The 16,325-nt window shown below is 53.7% G+C and carries 11 protein-coding genes and 1 rRNA gene; 11 read left to right on the top strand and 1 reads right to left on the bottom strand.

Annotated elements, in window-relative coordinates:
* Positions 1-121 precede the first annotated feature (121 nt).
* From ACX1DY_RS26455 to ACX1DY_RS26410, 10 genes are all read left to right on the top strand, one after another.
* Positions 122-1,636, top strand: coding sequence for an ABC transporter substrate-binding protein (locus tag ACX1DY_RS26455; RefSeq protein WP_458967169.1), 1,515 nt, complete (start codon positions 122-124; stop codon positions 1,634-1,636).
* A gap of 123 nt (positions 1,637-1,759) precedes the next feature.
* The gene (locus ACX1DY_RS26450; protein ID WP_458967236.1) at positions 1,760-2,650 is read left to right on the top strand and encodes an ABC transporter permease; all 891 of its coding nucleotides are present in this window, start codon (positions 1,760-1,762) and stop codon (positions 2,648-2,650) included.
* A gap of 23 nt (positions 2,651-2,673) precedes the next feature.
* Positions 2,674-3,591, top strand: coding sequence for a carbohydrate ABC transporter permease (locus ACX1DY_RS26445; protein ID WP_458967168.1), 918 nt, complete (start codon positions 2,674-2,676; stop codon positions 3,589-3,591).
* A 27-nt stretch (positions 3,592-3,618) separates the two neighbouring features.
* Positions 3,619-5,925, top strand: coding sequence for a glycoside hydrolase family 3 N-terminal domain-containing protein (locus tag ACX1DY_RS26440; RefSeq protein ID WP_458967167.1), 2,307 nt, complete (start codon positions 3,619-3,621; stop codon positions 5,923-5,925).
* Positions 5,912-9,160 carry an alpha-mannosidase gene (locus ACX1DY_RS26435; RefSeq protein ID WP_458967166.1) on the top strand — a complete coding sequence of 1,083 codons (3,249 nt, stop codon included), beginning with the start codon at positions 5,912-5,914 and terminating at the stop codon, positions 9,158-9,160. The genes ACX1DY_RS26440 and ACX1DY_RS26435 overlap by 14 nt, the downstream gene beginning before the upstream one ends.
* A 33-nt stretch (positions 9,161-9,193) precedes the next feature.
* On the top strand, positions 9,194-10,513 hold the full coding sequence (locus tag ACX1DY_RS26430) for a glycoside hydrolase family 125 protein (RefSeq protein WP_458967165.1): 1,320 nt from the start codon (positions 9,194-9,196) through the stop codon (positions 10,511-10,513).
* A 65-nt stretch (positions 10,514-10,578) separates the two neighbouring features.
* Entirely contained in the window at positions 10,579-11,577 is a 999-nt protein-coding gene (locus tag ACX1DY_RS26425; RefSeq protein ID WP_458967164.1) for a glycoside hydrolase family 130 protein, read from the top strand.
* A gap of 194 nt (positions 11,578-11,771) precedes the next feature.
* On the top strand, positions 11,772-11,936 hold the full coding sequence (locus ACX1DY_RS26420) for a hypothetical protein (RefSeq protein ID WP_458967163.1): 165 nt from the start codon (positions 11,772-11,774) through the stop codon (positions 11,934-11,936).
* 5 nt (positions 11,937-11,941) lie between these two features.
* Positions 11,942-12,238 carry a hypothetical protein gene (locus ACX1DY_RS26415; RefSeq protein ID WP_458967162.1) on the top strand — a complete coding sequence of 99 codons (297 nt, stop codon included), beginning with the start codon at positions 11,942-11,944 and terminating at the stop codon, positions 12,236-12,238.
* Between the two features lie 150 nt (positions 12,239-12,388).
* On the top strand, positions 12,389-15,136 hold the full coding sequence (locus ACX1DY_RS26410; RefSeq protein ID WP_458967161.1) for an alpha-mannosidase: 2,748 nt from the start codon (positions 12,389-12,391) through the stop codon (positions 15,134-15,136).
* Positions 15,137-15,194: 58 nt separating this feature from the next.
* Here the strand turns inward: ACX1DY_RS26410 and ACX1DY_RS26405 are convergent, their stop codons facing one another.
* A complete protein-coding gene (locus ACX1DY_RS26405; protein ID WP_458967160.1) occupies positions 15,195-15,482 on the bottom strand; it encodes a hypothetical protein in 288 nt (95 codons plus the stop codon).
* Between the two features lie 542 nt (positions 15,483-16,024).
* Here ACX1DY_RS26405 and ACX1DY_RS26400 point away from each other — a divergent pair.
* Positions 16,025-16,325: ribosomal RNA gene (locus ACX1DY_RS26400) — 16S ribosomal RNA — on the top strand; the annotation flags it as partial.

The raw sequence follows: 16,325 nt of genomic DNA, 5'->3' as shown, positions 1-16,325 counted from the left end.
CTTCTGTTTGAGAATGCTTACATCAACTACAGTTAAAGTAATCCTTGAAGAGGGCGGCGGCGGTCAGGCTTCCGGATGTTCCTGCAAAATTCGAGGTGAATAAAGGGGAGGTTATCAAAGAATGAGCAAGAAAAGAAAACGGTTTTCCCTGTTACTGACATCGCTGATGGCATTCTCGGTGCTGCTTAGCGCCTGCGGCGGCGGTTCCAACAATGCTGCTACGAACAATGCCGGGACAAAGGACACTGCTTCCGAAACGAAAGACACTTCTTCGGAGAAGCCGGTTGAGCTGATCTGGTATACCATCGGCGCGCCGCAGAAGGACCTGGACATGGTCGTGGCTGAGGTCAACAAATATACCAAAGAAAAAATCAATGCTACCCTCAAGGTCAACATGATCGACTACGGTGACTACTCGCAGAAAATGCAGGTCAAGGTTGCCTCCGGTGAGCCTATGGACATCATGTTTACCAGCTCATGGGCTTTGGATTATGTGCAGAATGCCCGCAAAGGCGCATTCCTGGAGCTCGACAGCCTGATTGACAAGTACGGCAAAGGCATCAAGGATACCATCGACCCTGCCTTCCTGGAAGGCTCCAAGGTAGACGGCCACAACTACGCAATTCCTGCCAACAAAGAGCTTCCGGCTCAGGAAGTATGGCGCTTCAACAAGGAACTGGTGGACAAGTACAAGCTGGACATCAGCAAAGTGAAATCACTGGAGAGCATTGAACCTTTGCTCAAGACGATCAAGGAAAACGAGCCGGGCATCACGCCTTACGCGATGGTGAAGGATTTTATGCCGGTGCTGCCTTTTGACTATATCATCGAAAAAATGCCAATGGCGGTATATCTGGACACTAAAGATTATAAAATCGTCAACATTCTCGAAACTCCTGAACTGAAATCCAATCTTGAAACCGTACACAAATATTACAAGGCAGGTTACCTCTCATCGGAAGTAGCGACAACTACGTCCGTGGATGACCTCTACAAATCCGGGAAATGGTTCATGGACCGCGCCACCACACAGCCAATGGCTGACAATCTGTGGACGGCAAGCTACGGTTATCCTGTAGTATCGACTCCTGCCGGTGAATCTTACATTTACAACTGGTCCGTTATGGGTTCGATGCAGGCGATTTCGGCCAACTCCGAGCATCCAGAGAAAGCTATGGAATTCCTCAACCTGCTCAACACCGATCCGGTTCTGCGCAACATGATGGACTCTGGTATCGAAGGCGTGCATTACGAGAAAGTCAACGACACTACGATCAAGAATCTGCCTGAAGCGCAAAACTATGATATGCCGTCCTTCTCCCTGGGCAATATCATGCTCAACTATTTGAACGAAGGCGACCCTGCGGACAAATGGGATCAGTTCAAGAAATTCAATGAAGCGGGTGTAAATGCGCCGCTGCTCGGCTTCAACTTTGATACCTCCAAGGTGACGAATGAAATCGCCGCTGTGCAGAACGTGAAGGAAGAATTCTGGGCTCCGCTCATGACGGGAACCGTAGATCCTGACGAATATCTGCCAAAAGCGATTGAGAAATTCAAAGCTGCCGGTCTCGATAAAATCATCGCAGAAGCACAGACACAAATCGACGCCTGGAAAGCCGCGAACAACAAATAATTCATTCATTTAAGGAAGATCGGGCGGGTGCCAAGCCTCTTGCCCGGTCTTCTTTACAGTTAAGGAGGGCTCCACGTGAAAAGTGTTGGCGGATTCATCCGAAATATCATCAAAAACAAAGTTATGCTGCTCATGGTCCTACCGGGCGCGCTGTGGTTCCTCTTTTTCTCATATCTGCCGATGGTGGGAACGGTCATTGCCTTTAAGGAATACCGCTACAGCCGTGAGGGATTCTGGGCCAGCATCATCAACAGCAAGTGGGTGGGCTGGGACAACTTCAAATTTTTGTTCACCACAAACGACGCATACGTAATCACCCGCAATACGCTTTTATACAATGCAGCTTTCATTCTGCTCGGGCTTGTGCTGTCAGTAGCGATGGCGATTGTGCTGGCGGAGATCGCCAATAAAAGACTTGCTAAGGTCTATCAGACCGGCATGTTTCTGCCGTATTTCCTGTCCTGGGTCGTTGTCGGCTATTTCGCCTTCAGCTTTCTCAGCTCCGAGAGCGGTGTGCTGAACCAGATCCTGAGCTATTTTGGCGCAGAGCCGATCAATTGGTATTCCGAGAAAAAATACTGGCCGCTCATCCTGATACTGGTGTATCTGTGGAAAGCGCTTGGCTATAACAGCGTAGTCTACCTGGCCGCTATCATGGGTATCGACAAATCGCTCTATGAAGCTGCAATGATCGACGGCGCAGGCAAGTTCCAGCAGATCAAGAACATTACGCTGCCGCTCTTGAGCCCGATTATCACCATTATGACGCTGCTCGCCATCGGGAAAATCTTTTATGCCGACTTCGGCTTGTTCTATCAGGTTCCCCGCAATTCCGGGACGCTCTACAGTGTTACGAACGTTATCGACACCTATGTCTACCAAGGCCTCAAATCTACAGGTGAGATTGGCATGAGCACTGCCGCAGGTCTGTATCAATCCGTTGTCGGTTTTGTGCTTGTAATTACTTCGAACTTCATCGTGCGCAAATTCAACAAGGACAGCGCCTTATTCTAATCAGGGCGAAAGGAGTGAACCAGATGTCCACACTAGTCAAAAAAGAACGCGATTTTCACAAGCTCTCCAAGACCTGGAATGTGCTGTTCAATTTGTTTGCCGGCATTTTTGCTTTTTTGTGCGTTTTTCCGTTTATCTTTGTGGTGATCATTTCCTTCACAGATGAAGGGACGCTGGCCCGGGATGGCTACAGTCTGTTTCCGGCGAAATGGAGTCTCGGGGCTTACAAATATGTATTCGAGTCAGGCGATATGCTGCTGCGTTCTTACGGGGTAACCATTCTCGTGACCGTACTCGGTACGCTGATCAGCCTGCTGTTTATTTCTTTTTATGCCTATGCCATTTCGCGTAAAAGCTTCAGATACCGCAATTTCTTTGCGTTCTTTGCCTTTTTCACCATGCTGTTCAACGGGGGGCTCGTTCCGACCTACATCATCGTTACGCAGTTCCTGGGACTCAAGGATTCGATCTGGGCGCTTGTGATGCCGCTGGCGGTCAATGCCTTTTACATTATGATTTTGCGGACGTTCTACAGCACCAGCGTTCCCGATGCCATCATTGAATCCGGTAAAATCGACGGCGCGGGCGAATTCCGCATTTTCCTGACGCTTGTGTTGCCGCTGTCCTTGCCTGGTCTCGCTACGATTGCCCTGTTCAGTACCCTGGGCTACTGGAATGACTGGTTCAACGCGCTGCTCTATATTGATGATCCGAACCTGGTGCCGCTGCAGTCAATGCTGATGCGGATCGAGACCAGCATGCAGTTTATTATGCAGAACTCCACCAACAGCTCGCTCAGTCTGGAGGCGCTGCGCTCCATGCCGCAGGATACGTCGCGGATGGCGATGGTCGTGCTTGCGACCGGACCGATTATTTTTGCTTATCCGTTCTTCCAGCGTTATTTCATTCAGGGTCTTACAGTAGGGGCCGTCAAAGAATAAGAGTGTCAGCAGAAAGGGCGTGGAGAAATGAGCTATAAAGATCCGGGCAGACCGGCCAAGGAACGGGCGGAGCAGCTGCTGGGACTAATGACCTTGGAAGAAAAGGCCGCACAACTGGTTCAGCCCTTCGGCTGGCAGGCCTATGAACATACAGATGGAACCATTACGCTTACGGAAGATTTCAAACGCCAGGTGGCGGAGACAGGCATCGGCTCGCTGTACGGCATGCTTCGTGCCGATCCGTGGACAGGTGTAACTCTGGCGACCGGGCTGTCTCCGCGCCAGGGCGCGGAGGCGGTCAACGCCATTCAGCGCTATGCCATCGAGCATTCCCGCCTGGGCATTCCGATTCTGATCGGGGAAGAATGCTCGCACGGGCATATGGCGATTGGCGCTACCGTGTTCCCGGTGCCGCTCTCGCTGGGCAGCTCCTGGAATGTAGACCTGTACCGGGAGATGTGCCGGGCGGTGGCGCTGGAGACCCGTAGTCAGGGCGGTACAGTGACCTACTCTCCGGTGCTGGATGTAGTGCGCGATCCCCGCTGGGGGCGCACGGAGGAATGCTTCGGCGAAGACGCCTATCTGATCAGCGAGCTGGCCGTCGCCTCTGTGGAGGGGCTGCAGGGTGAATCGCTGAGCAGCCAGGAGAGTGTAGGCGCTACGCTGAAGCACTTTGTCGGCTACGGCAGCTCCGAGGGCGGCAGAAATGCCGGCCCGGTGCATATGGGCTGGCGCGAGCTGCTTGAAGTGGATCTCCTGCCGTTCAAGAAGGCAGTAGAGGCTGGCGCGGTTTCTGTTATGCCTGCCTACAACGAAATCGACGGCATTCCCTGCACGACGAATACCGCGCTCATGGAGGATATTCTCCGGGGAGCGTGGGGCTTTGACGGCCTTGTAATTACCGATTGCGGCGCTATCGAAATGCTGGCTTCCGGCCATGATGTCGCCGAGGATGGACTGGATGCTTCCGTGCAGGCTATCACCTCCGGCATCGACATGGAGATGTCGGGCGCGATGTTCGGCGAGCATCTGGTTGGGGCCGTCCGCACGGGCAGATTGGCTATCGAGATCCTGGACCGCGCTGTGCAGCGGGTGCTGGAGCTGAAATTCAAGCTCGGCCTGTTCGAGCAGCCGTATGCCGATCCGGATGCAGCCGAGAAGTTCATCGGCAGCGAGAAGCACCGGGAGCTTGCCCGCAAGCTGGCGGCGGAGAGCATCATTCTGCTGAAGAATGATGCCGGCACGCTGCCACTCTCCAGTGGCTCCGGCAAGGTTGCCGTCATCGGCCCGAACGCCGATGCGCCTTACAATCAGCTTGGCGACTATACCTCGCCGCAGCAGCGCGCAAGCATCGCCACCGTACTGGACGGTGTGCGCAGCAAGCTGGGGCCGGAGCGGGTGCTGTACGCGCCCGGCTGCCGGATCAAGGGCGACTCCAGAGAAGGCTTCGAAGCGGCGCTGTCCTGCGCGGCGCAGGCCGACACCGTGGTGATGGTGCTCGGCGGCTCCAGTGCCCGCGATTTTGGCGAAGGCACAATTGATCTGAAGACCGGAGCCTCGAAGGTTACGGAGCACTCCTGGAGCGATATGGACTGCGGCGAAGGCATCGACCGGATCTCGCTGGCCCTTTCGGGTGTGCAGCTGGAGCTGGTGCAGGAGATTCACAAGCTGGGCAAACCGGTGATTGTGGTCTACATCAACGGCCGTCCGATAAGCGAGCCGTGGATTGAGGAGCATGCCCACGCCATTCTGGAAGCCTGGTATCCAGGCCAGGAGGGCGGCCACGCGGTAGCTGATATTCTGTTCGGCGAGGTGAATCCTTCAGGCCGATTGACGGTTTCCTGGCCGAAGGATGTCGGGCAGCTTCCGGTGTACTACAACGGCAAGCGTTCCCGGGGCAAAAGATACCTCGAAACGGATTCGCAGCCCCGATACCCGTTCGGCTTCGGACTGAGCTATACAAGCTTCAACTACTCTGAGCTTAAGGTAGAGCCGCAGTCCATCACTGCGGGTGAAACCGCGACGGTAACCGTACAAGTGACTAACACGGGCGAGCGTACAGGAGCTGAAGTCGTTCAACTATATATTTCTGATGTAGCCAGCAAGGTTTCGAGACCTGCCAAGGAATTGAAGGGCTTCCGCAAAATCACGCTGTCTCCGGGTGAATCGAAAATTGTGGAATTTGAAGTCGGCGCAGAGCAACTACAATATATCGGCCCGGATTTTCAGCCTGTCGTGGAGCCGGGAGCCTTCAAGGTGCTGGCCGGCAGCCATGTAAATGATGTGCTGGAAGCCGCGCTTGAGGTAATGGAGGGTTCACATGGAGCGGATTAAAAGATTGATACGCGAGCTGTCCGAGCGGCAATGGCTGGAGCGGCTTGCGCTTGAGGAATGGGATATCCAAGCTTCGGTATATACCGTGCCGGGCCAATACGACGGAAAACGCCCCTATACCGAAGGGGATTTCAGCCTGTTTCCAAGTGTTCAGGGAACCACGTACTTTTTCCGCCGTACGCTTGCAATTCCTCTTGAATGGGGGCAGCAGCATGCGGGTCTGATCTTTGAGTCGGGAGGCGAGGGCTTGCTGAGGGTCAATGGGGAATCCCGGCAGGGCCTCGACCGGAACCATACCTTTGTGACGCTTGAAGCATCCCCGGACGGAAGACCGCTGGAGCTGGAAATTGAATTGTTTGATCCGATCCCGGAGCCGGTGGACCCGCTGAACCAGCAGGCGGTGATCCAGCCGCCGATCCGGGCGATCCGCACGGAGCTTGTGCTCGTGAATGTTCCGGTTCAGAGCTTGATGTACAGTGTCATCATTGTCCGGGATGCGGCCATTCTGCTGCCTGAAGCGGATATGCGCCGGACCCGGATGCTGGAAGCCTTGTACCGCGTAATGGATGAATTTCTGAATTTATCTGAGGCAGTAATCCGTGAGGGAAAGGCTGTCGCAGCCCTCGAAGAGAAGCTGCGTGCAGACATTGCGGGAATTGGCGGAAATGCGGAAGGCACCATTCATATGGTTGGCCAATCCCATATTGATATTGCCTGGCTATGGCCGGCCCGGGAGACTGTGCGCAAGACTAGCCGGACCTTCTCGACCGTGCACGCCTTGATGGAAGAATACCCTGAATACCAATTTGCCCAGAGCCAGCCGCAGTTGTTCGCATATCTCAAGGAGAATGATCCCGTGCTGTTCGCCAAGGTAAAAGAGAGAATCCGCGAAGGCCGCTGGGAGCTTGTCGGCGGCATGTGGGTGGAGCCGGATCTGAACATTCCGAGCGGTGAATCGCTGATGCGCCAGATGCTCTACGGGCAGCGCTTCTATCTGGAGGAATTCGGCAAAACCTCGGACATTGAATGGCTGCCGGATACCTTCGGCTACTGCGCATCGCTTCCGCAGATCCTCCGGCATGGCGGCGTGCGTTATTTCATGACCACAAAGCTCGGCTGGAATGATACCAATGTGTTCCCTTACGATCTGTTCCACTGGGTCGGTATTGACGGCACTGCCATGCTGTCTTATCTCAATCATGGAGTGAATGAGAATACATTGCCGAAGGATGTGCATGATCACTGGCAATCCTTCCGCGAGAAGAAAACCCATAACGAGCAGATGCTGCTCTACGGTCATGGCGACGGCGGCGGGGGCGTGACCCGCGAGATGCTGGAATATATCCGCCGGGCGGAGCTGATGGTCGGCCAGCCGGCCAGCCAAATCAGCAGTGCCGCTGATTTCTTCGCAGGCATCCGGGAACGGCAGCCGAAGCTCCCGGAATGGCGCGGCGATCTGTATCTGGAGCTGCACCGGGGAACCTACACCACCCACGGCCGCAATAAGCGGAACAACCGTAAGGCGGAAATTCTTTACCGCGAGGCGGAGCTGTGGCAGACAGTGGCAGCTTCCTTCATGAAGCCGGAAGAACGGAGCAGCAGCACCGAACAGCTCCATAAAGGCTGGAAGCTGGTGCTGCTGAATCAGTTCCATGATATTATCCCCGGCTCGGCGATCACCGAAGCCTATGAGACCTCGGAGAAGGAATACCGCGAGGTGTTCAACCTTGGACATTCGGCGCTCCAGCCGGGTCTTCAGGCCTTGGCGGGCCAGGTGGCGGCAGAGGGCGAAGGTACGCCGTATGTGCTGTTCAACAGTCTGGGCTGGGCACGGGATGTGGTAGCTGCAATCACTGTGCCGGATCATACGGAATTGGAGAATGCAGCGCTGGCGGACATGCAACTGGCAGGTAAGGAACTGACCAATAGCGGACTGAGCAGCAAGGAACTGGCTAAGGCGGCACCGACTAAGGCGACACCGGCAGACCTGACCTGGACTGCCTATGACGAGGATGGTCATTCACTTTCGATGGATCTTGTGTCCGAATCGTCGGCAGCCGGACCAGTGGAGCAGAAGACAGCCTATATCCATGTCCCACAGGTCCCGGCGTTTGGCTATAAGACAATATGGCTGAGACGCGAAACCACTGAAGCCGTGGCGGCGGTGGAGCACACTCCGTTGACGGGATACGCTCCCCTGAACGATAGCTGGGACACCCCTCACTACCGCCTTGCTTTCAATGAACGGGGCGAAATCACCAGCCTGTTCGACAAGACGGCAGGCCGTGAAATCGTGTTGCCGGGCGGACGCGCCAACCGGTTCCACTTTTTCCATGACCGTCCGACACTCTGGGATGCCTGGGACATTGACAACCGTTACGAAGAACAACCTGCTGGCGAGGCGGAACTGGTGGAGAAATACGTGCTTCACTCCGGTAAAGTTCAGGATGTGCTGAGATTCCGCTGGAAGCTGGGCCAATCGGAAATTACACAGGATTTGATCCTGTATGCGAACGACCGCAGGATTGACTTCAAGACACATGTGGAATGGAATGAAGCCCACAAGCTGCTTAAGGTTGGATTCCCGGTCGATGTGGTTGCTGACAAAGCCACCTACGAGATTCCGTTCGGCGCGCTTGAGCGTCCGACCCACCGCAATACAAGCTGGGAGCAGGCTCAGTATGAGGTGTGCGGCCATCGTTTTGCTGATGTGTCCGAGCATGGCTACGGCGTCAGCCTGCTGAATGACTGCAAATACGGCTATGACGTTCAGGCCAGCACGATTCGCTTATCTCTGCTGCGCGCACCGAAATGGCCGGATGTCACCGCTGACCTGGGCAGCCATGACTTCACCTATTCTTTATATCCCCATGAAGGGGATTGGCGGAGTGCGCACACGCTGCGCAAGGCAGCGGAGCTGAATCATGAAATTCCGGTCATTGCAGCGACTATGAAGACTGGACAACTGCCATCCACTGGAGCCTTAATCAGCTTCCATGGGCAGCATGTTGTGCTGGATACCGTGAAACCGTCCGAGGACGGACAGGGCAGCATTCTGCGGCTCTATGAATCCTCCGGGGGACGCGAAGCCGTGAAGCTTGGCTGGAAACAACCTTTTAGCGAAGTGTACCTGTCCAACGCCCTGGAACAGCAGCTTGAACCCGTAGCCCATCACCAAGGTGAATTCGAGCTGTGCTTCGCTCCTTTTGAGATCAAGACGATTTACATGAAATAAACTACCTATTTGAACATAAGGAGTGTACCTTCCTTGGAACAATTCAGACTACCCAAAATCCCGATGCCGAAGCTCGAACTGCCGCAAGCCGTACAGGAGGTGCTGGCCGAAGCGGAAGAGAAGCTGGCCCACCGGCCAAAGCTGCTGCAGCTATTTAAGAACTGTTTTCCCAATACCCTGGAGACCACGACGAAGCTGATGGAGGATGGCACCACCTTTGTCATCACCGGAGATATCCCGGCTTCCTGGCTGCGTGACTCTGTGGAGCAGGTCATTCATTATGTACCTTTGGCCAAAAATGACCCGGATCTCCAGCGCATCATCGGCGGTCTGATCAAACGTCATATTCAATACATCCACATTGATCCGTACGCCAATGCTTTTAACGAATATGCCAATGACTGGCACTGGAACACCACGGACGTTACCGAGATGTCCCCATGGGTCTGGGAGCGCAAATTCGAGATTGATTCTCTGTGCTTCGTGGTGCGTCTCGCGTATACCTACTGGCAGGAAACCGGGGTGACCGATTTCTTCAATGCAGAGTTCAAGTCTGCCCTGCGTACCATCATCGATGTGTTCAAAAAAGAGCAGCACCACTTCGAGCAGTCACCGTACCGCTTCACCCGTAACAACGGTATTCCTGAGGATTCGCTGCGAAATAGCGGACTTGGCATGCCGGTGAACTATACCGGGATGATCTGGTCCGGGTTTCGTTCCAGTGACGATGCCTGCGACTTCCACTACAACATTCCCGGCAATATGTTTGCCGTTGTAGCCTTACGCCAGATGCAGGAGTTCGCCGAGTGGGTCTTCCGGGACATGGATCTGCTGGCCGAGCTGAAGGAGCTGGAGTCCGAGGTTGATCACGGCATTAAACTGTACGGAATTTACCGCCATCCTGAATTCGGCCCGATTTATGCCTACGAGACCGATGGCTTCGGCAACTACTGCCTGATGGATGATGCCGGAACCCCGGGGCTGATCTCCATTCCTTACCTAGGCTATTTGAAGAACGATGATCCGATCTATCAGAACACCAGACGATTTGCGCTCAGTAAAGAAAATCCTTTCTATTATGAAGGAACAGCTGCCAAAGGCATTGGCAGTCCGCACACACCCAAGAACTATATCTGGCATATGGCCTTGTCGATGCAAGGGATAACGGCGGACACCAAGGAAGAGAAGCTGGCGGTGATCAGCATGCTGGAAGCAACGGACGCCGATACCGGCTTCATGCACGAAGGCTTCCATGCGGACGACCCATCCGTGTTCACCCGCAGCTGGTTCGCCTGGTCGAACAGCCTGTTTTCCCAACTGATCTGGCGGGCGCTACAGGAAGGAATTCTCTAAGTTATTTCAGATACTGATGACAAGATGGAGTAAGGTACTTTTTTATATGAAAAGGAGACATGAGCATGAGTACGATTATTGGAGAAAATCTGTCAAACATCCCTTGGGAGGAGAAGCCGGTAGCCACCAACGCACCCGTGTGGAGATATTCGGCCAATCCGATCATTAACCGGGATGCCATCCCAAACTCCAACAGTGTGTTTAATTCGGCGGTCGTCCCCTTTGGGAATGGTTTCGCCGGCGTCTTCCGCTGCGATTCCAAATCGGTCAGCATGGATATCTTTGCGGGCTTCAGCGAGGGTGGCGTGAACTGGACAATCCAGCATGAGCCGATTGTCTTCCAAGGTGACGAAGAGGTCATTAAACGGGAATACCGCTATGATCCCCGGGTCTGCAAGATAGATGATCGTTACTATATTTCCTGGTGCAACGGCTATCACGGGCCTACCATCGGACTCGCGTACACCACCGATTTTCAAACTTTCCATCAATTGGAGAACGCCTTTCTGCCGTATAACCGCAATGGCGTGCTGTTCCCGCGGAAGATAAACGGGCATTATGCCATGCTTAGCCGTCCAAGCGATACCGGGCATACTCCGTTTGGAGATATTTTCTACAGCGAAAGCCCTGATCTTACCTTCTGGGGCAAGCACCGCTATGTGATGGGCACGGTGAATGGAGATGCCTCCGCCTGGCAGTCCAAGAAGATTGGTCCAGGTCCTATTCCGATTGAAACCAGCGAGGGCTGGCTGCTCATCTATCACGGCGTAATCAACACATGTAATGGATTTGTCTACCGCATGGGCTGTGCGCTCCTGGATCTGGATCAGCCTTGGAAAGTGAAAGCCCGTTCGCGCAATTATATTCTTGGACCGGAAATGTTGTACGAATGTGTGGGAGATGTGCCCAATGTGACCTTCCCTTGCGCGGCTTTGACAGATTCTGCTACAGGACGGATTGCTATCTACTACGGGTGTGCGGATACCGTTACGGGCCTTGCCTTCACCACCGTAGATGAATTGCTTAAATATATGAGGGAGTTCCCTTTGGAGATTGAGGAATAGCATCAATGAACAGTAGCAGGGCATAACATTAAGGCATAATCGAGACGACAGTATTTGAACCTGCGGCTCCTTGCTCCCGAAGTAATGCTGCGCCTGCCATTCCGGGCGGTTTCGGAATATGGCCTGGAAGCGCTGGGGCTCAGCCGCCGAACCTGATTCTGTTGCCAAGTGCGCAGAATTTGGACGATAGCGCGATGGAACAGCTGATTGCTTTTATAGAACGCACTGGAACAGTGCTTGTAGTGACCGGAGCACTTGGACTCAACTCCTACTGGCAACCGTCCGATCGCCTAGGAGGAATTCTTGGTACGCGTGAACTAAGCAACGTGCGGCGCGAGGAGCGGATGAAGTCCAAGTAAAAGAGGTGTCCGCGCCTAATAATTCCCTTGAATCCGGAGATACCGTAATCGATCTTCCGCTCGGCAAGGGACGCCTTATCTGGTGCCCGCTCCCGCTTGAACTGAATGACCACGATGAGCCGATCACCGAACTGTACCGCTTGCTGTGGAGCACTCATCTATTCCTGCGGAGCTGGAGTAGATCAGCGGCGGCGACCTGCCGGGAGTCTACGGGCGCAAGCTGGATTTTGCGGGAGGAGCACTTTATATTTTCGTATCCGAATATGCCTGGTACGCTGACATTGAGGTTAGAGACGCAGTGACTGGCATGAGCTACAGCTTCCGGCTGGAGAAGGAACGTTCCGTGCTGTTTGCGGCAGACTTGCAGGGGCAACTGATTTCTGTGTACAGAGCAGGAGAAACTGCGATTACAATACATTATTAAGCAAGATTTAAGGGGAGAGATGGGATTCATGACGAAGAAAAAAACCGCGCATATCGTTTCCCACACCCACTGGGACCGGGAATGGTATTTGCCCTATGAGAAGCATCATGTTCGTCTGGTAGAGCTGGTGGATGCGCTTTTGGATAAATTGGAGAGCAGTACGGCCTTCCGCAGCTTTTATCTGGATGGGCAGACCATTATTCTGGAGGATTATCTCCAGGTCCGCCCGGAGAACAAGGAACGTCTGGAGCGGCACATCCGGGATGGCCGGATTCTGATTGGGCCGTGGTACATTCTGCAGGATGCTTTCCTAACGAGTGGCGAAGCCAACGTGCGAAATATGCAGATTGGCCATCAGGATGCCCTGAAATACGGCGAGCCTTCCAAAATCGGCTACTTCCCCGATACCTTCGGCCTCGTCGGTCAGACGCCGCAGCTTATGCTCCAATCCGGCATCAAAAACGCCTTCTTCGGCAGAGGAGTCAAGCCGACTGGCTTCAACAATACCGTATCGGACGGCGGTTATGAATCATCCTTCTCCGAGCTGATCTGGGAAGGGCCGGACGGCTCCCGGATCCTCGGCATTCTTTTCGCCAACTGGTACTCCAACGGCAATGAGGTTCCGGCGGACGAAGCTGCTGCCCGGGAGTTTTGGGACCGCAAGCTGGCAGATGCCGAGAAGTATGCCTCCACTGGCGAGTTGCTATTCATGAATGGGTGCGACCATCAGCCGCTGCAGCTAGATTTGCCGGAGGCGATTTCCACAGCACAGGCGCTGTACCCGGAGGTAGAGTTTATTCATTCCAACTTCCCGGATTACCTGGACGCTTTGAATTCCGATCTTGAGCATAACGGGCGTGAACTGTCTTCCGTCACCGGCGAGCTGCGCAGCCAGCGGACTGACGGGTGGGGCACACTGGTCAATACGGCCTCGGCACGTGTGTATTTGAAGCAGATGAACCAGAAGGGCCAGACTCTCCTTGAAAAAGTAGCCGAGCCCCTGGCCTCCATCGCCAAGCTTGCCGGCAAAGACTATCCGCATCACCTGTTCACCTACGCTTGGAAGACTCTGATGCAGAACCATCCACATGACAGCATCTGCGGCTGCAGCGTGGATGAGGTCCACCGCGAGATGGTGACCCGTTTTGATAAAAGCCGCCACGTAGCAGAAAGCATCATAGAAGAAAGCGCCAGATTCATCGCCGATGCTGTGGATACTTCTGTTTTTGACAGATATTCGGATAGTGGTGAGGCTGTACCCTTCGTGGTGATGAATACCACCGGCTGGAGCCGTACGGGGACTGTCAGCGTTGAACTGGACGCAGCCCGCTTATATCTGCGCGAAGGCTATGGCTTGGAAGAAACCTCGCGCAGAATGCAGGAGACCGATCTCTCCGGCCGTGTATTGGTGGATGACAGCGGCAATGTGCTGGCGTGCACCGTAAAGGATTTGGGTCTGGAATTCGGCTATGATCTGCCGGACGACAAGTTCCGCCAGCCGTACATGTGCCGTAGAGTGAGGCTCACCTTCGAAGCGGCTGAAGTCCCGGCACTTGGGCTGCGTGCCTATGCCTGGATTACCCAGCAAGCAGTTGCTCCTGCGGGGCAGCAAGCTTCTCTCTTCAGCGGTGAACATGTGCTGGAGAACGCAGCGATCCGTGTGGAAGTGTCTGCGGATGGCTCCTTCAGCCTTAGTCACAAGCAGAGCGGAGCTGTGTACCGTGATCTTGGTGTTTACGAGAATTCCGGGGACATTGGCAATGAGTATATGTACAGACAGCCTGATGGCGAGACTTCTTTGACGACCAAAGGGTTGAACGCAGCAATCACTGTAATTGAAGACACTCCTTTCCGGGCGGCTGTCGAGATTAAGCATGAATGGGAAATTCCCGCCTCGGCAGACGCCAGACTAAATGAAGAGCAGCGCGCATTAGTGTACTATCCGGAGCGTAAGGCGCAGCGCAGCAGCGAAACAGTGATTTTGCAGCTTCGCACTGTTATTTCTCTGGAGCGTGAAGGCAAGGGGCTGCATATTGAATCGACGATCAATAATGTGGCCAAGGATCACCGGGTGCGGATGCTGTTCCCTACAGATCTGCAAACAGCGGTGCATCATGCCGATTCCATGTTCGAAATTGCCAAGCGGGACAACGAACCGGCAGCAGAGTGGCTTAATCCGAGCAACACGCAGCATCAGCAGGCTTTTGTAGATGTCAGCAGTACAGAGGCAGGCATGACGGTAGCCAATCTCGGTCTGAACGAATATGAAGTGCTGCGTGACGGGCGCAATACGATAGCTGTTACTTTGCTGCGCAGTGTGGGCGAGCTCGGGGATTGGGGCTGGTTCCCGACACCGGAGGCGCAATGCCTCGGCGAGCACACCGCTCAGCTAATGCTGATTCCGCATACTGGGGATGGGATTACTTCAGGTGCTTATGCCGAAGCTTATCAGTTCCAGACGCCGTGGACCGTCTTCCAGACAGGTGTACATGCAGGAGCGCTTGCGTCCGGGTATTCTCCATTGACTTGGAAAGGTGCAGAAGCAGCATTTTCCTCCATGAAAATGAACGAGCATACCGGTGACCTCCTGCTGCGCTGGTATAACATGAGCGGCGGGCAAGCAGACTTGGAGCTGAAGCTAGGGCTTGCCCATGAACATCTATACAAGACAGGCATCCTCGAAGAGAGTGCGAATCCGCTGCCGGATTCCAGAGATGCAGCACATCATCTGCAGTTAGGTGCATGCGAAATCGCAACATTCGGCATCCATCTGTGACCGTACCCCTATATGATAAAAGCTCCACCGGCGCTTCCCTGCCGGTGGAGCTTTTTGCTTACTTCCTGCGGTAATCCTTGCTCCAATTCTGGATAGCCTCAGCTAACGTGGGTGTTCTAAGTTTTCTCCAGTCAGAGGTCTCCCATTCGTGAATCGCCTGCTGTCTGGTTTTGTAGAAGCTGTAATCGCGGATATTCCAAGGGCAGTAGACCTTTCTGTACCATTTACCATCAGAGATCCCGCGGGTATAGCGGCGGACGGCTTTGCTCGCTTGTCTTTTAGCCCAGACAGAACCTGGGGAGCGCTGGTCGTTCCACACCGGGTGTTTCTTTACACTTCTGCTCATTGTGACTCTAACCTCCTTACAGGGAAGGGAAGCTAGAAGTCGTGAACTCTCTTCAAAAAGCAGTCACCTCTTTCGTAACACGTATCCTTCTTGCTTATAGGGGAAGATACATTTATGGACGTTAAGACTTGAATAAAGTTTCACATCAGACTATGATATCAAAGCAAGAAAGGGGCCATGCAGTGTAAGCACAAATAAGTTTTAAATAAATGCTTGCAATGGATCTCTATACATGGTATATTCTTATTCCGGCCAAGAAAGTTCAATGCCGAGCTCGAAAAAAGAAATTAAAAAAAGCTTGCATTAAACGGCCGAACATGATATAGTATAAGAGTTGCTGCTGACGAGAACATCGTCGTGGGCAACGAGCTTGATCTTTGAAAACTGAACAACGAGTGAGTATCGGAAATCACTTCGGTGATTCCAAAATGAGAATTTTAATTCTCGTCAGATGTTTCAAAATGAGCGAATCGCTCTTTCTAATACGTTTCGGTTGGTTCTTTTCTCGAAGTTATTCGGGTGAAGGATCGCTCGAAAAAACCTAATTGGAGAGTTTGATCCTGGCTCAGGACGAACGCTGGCGGCGTGCCTAATACATGCAAGTCGAGCGGAGCTTATCCTTCGGGGTAAGCTTAGCGGCGGACGGGTGAGTAACACGTAGGCAACCTACCCTGTAGACTGGGATAACTACCGGAAACGGTAGCTAATACCGGATAATTCCTTTCTTCTCCTGAAGGAAGGATGAAAGGCGGAGCAATCTGCTACTAGAGGATGGGCCTGCGGCGCATTAGCTAGTTGGTGGGGTAACGGCCCACCAAGGCGACGATGCGTAGCCGACCTGAG

The organism is Paenibacillus sp. BAC0078 (assembly GCF_054483875.1).
This window is presented reverse-complemented; position numbering and strand designations above follow the sequence as displayed.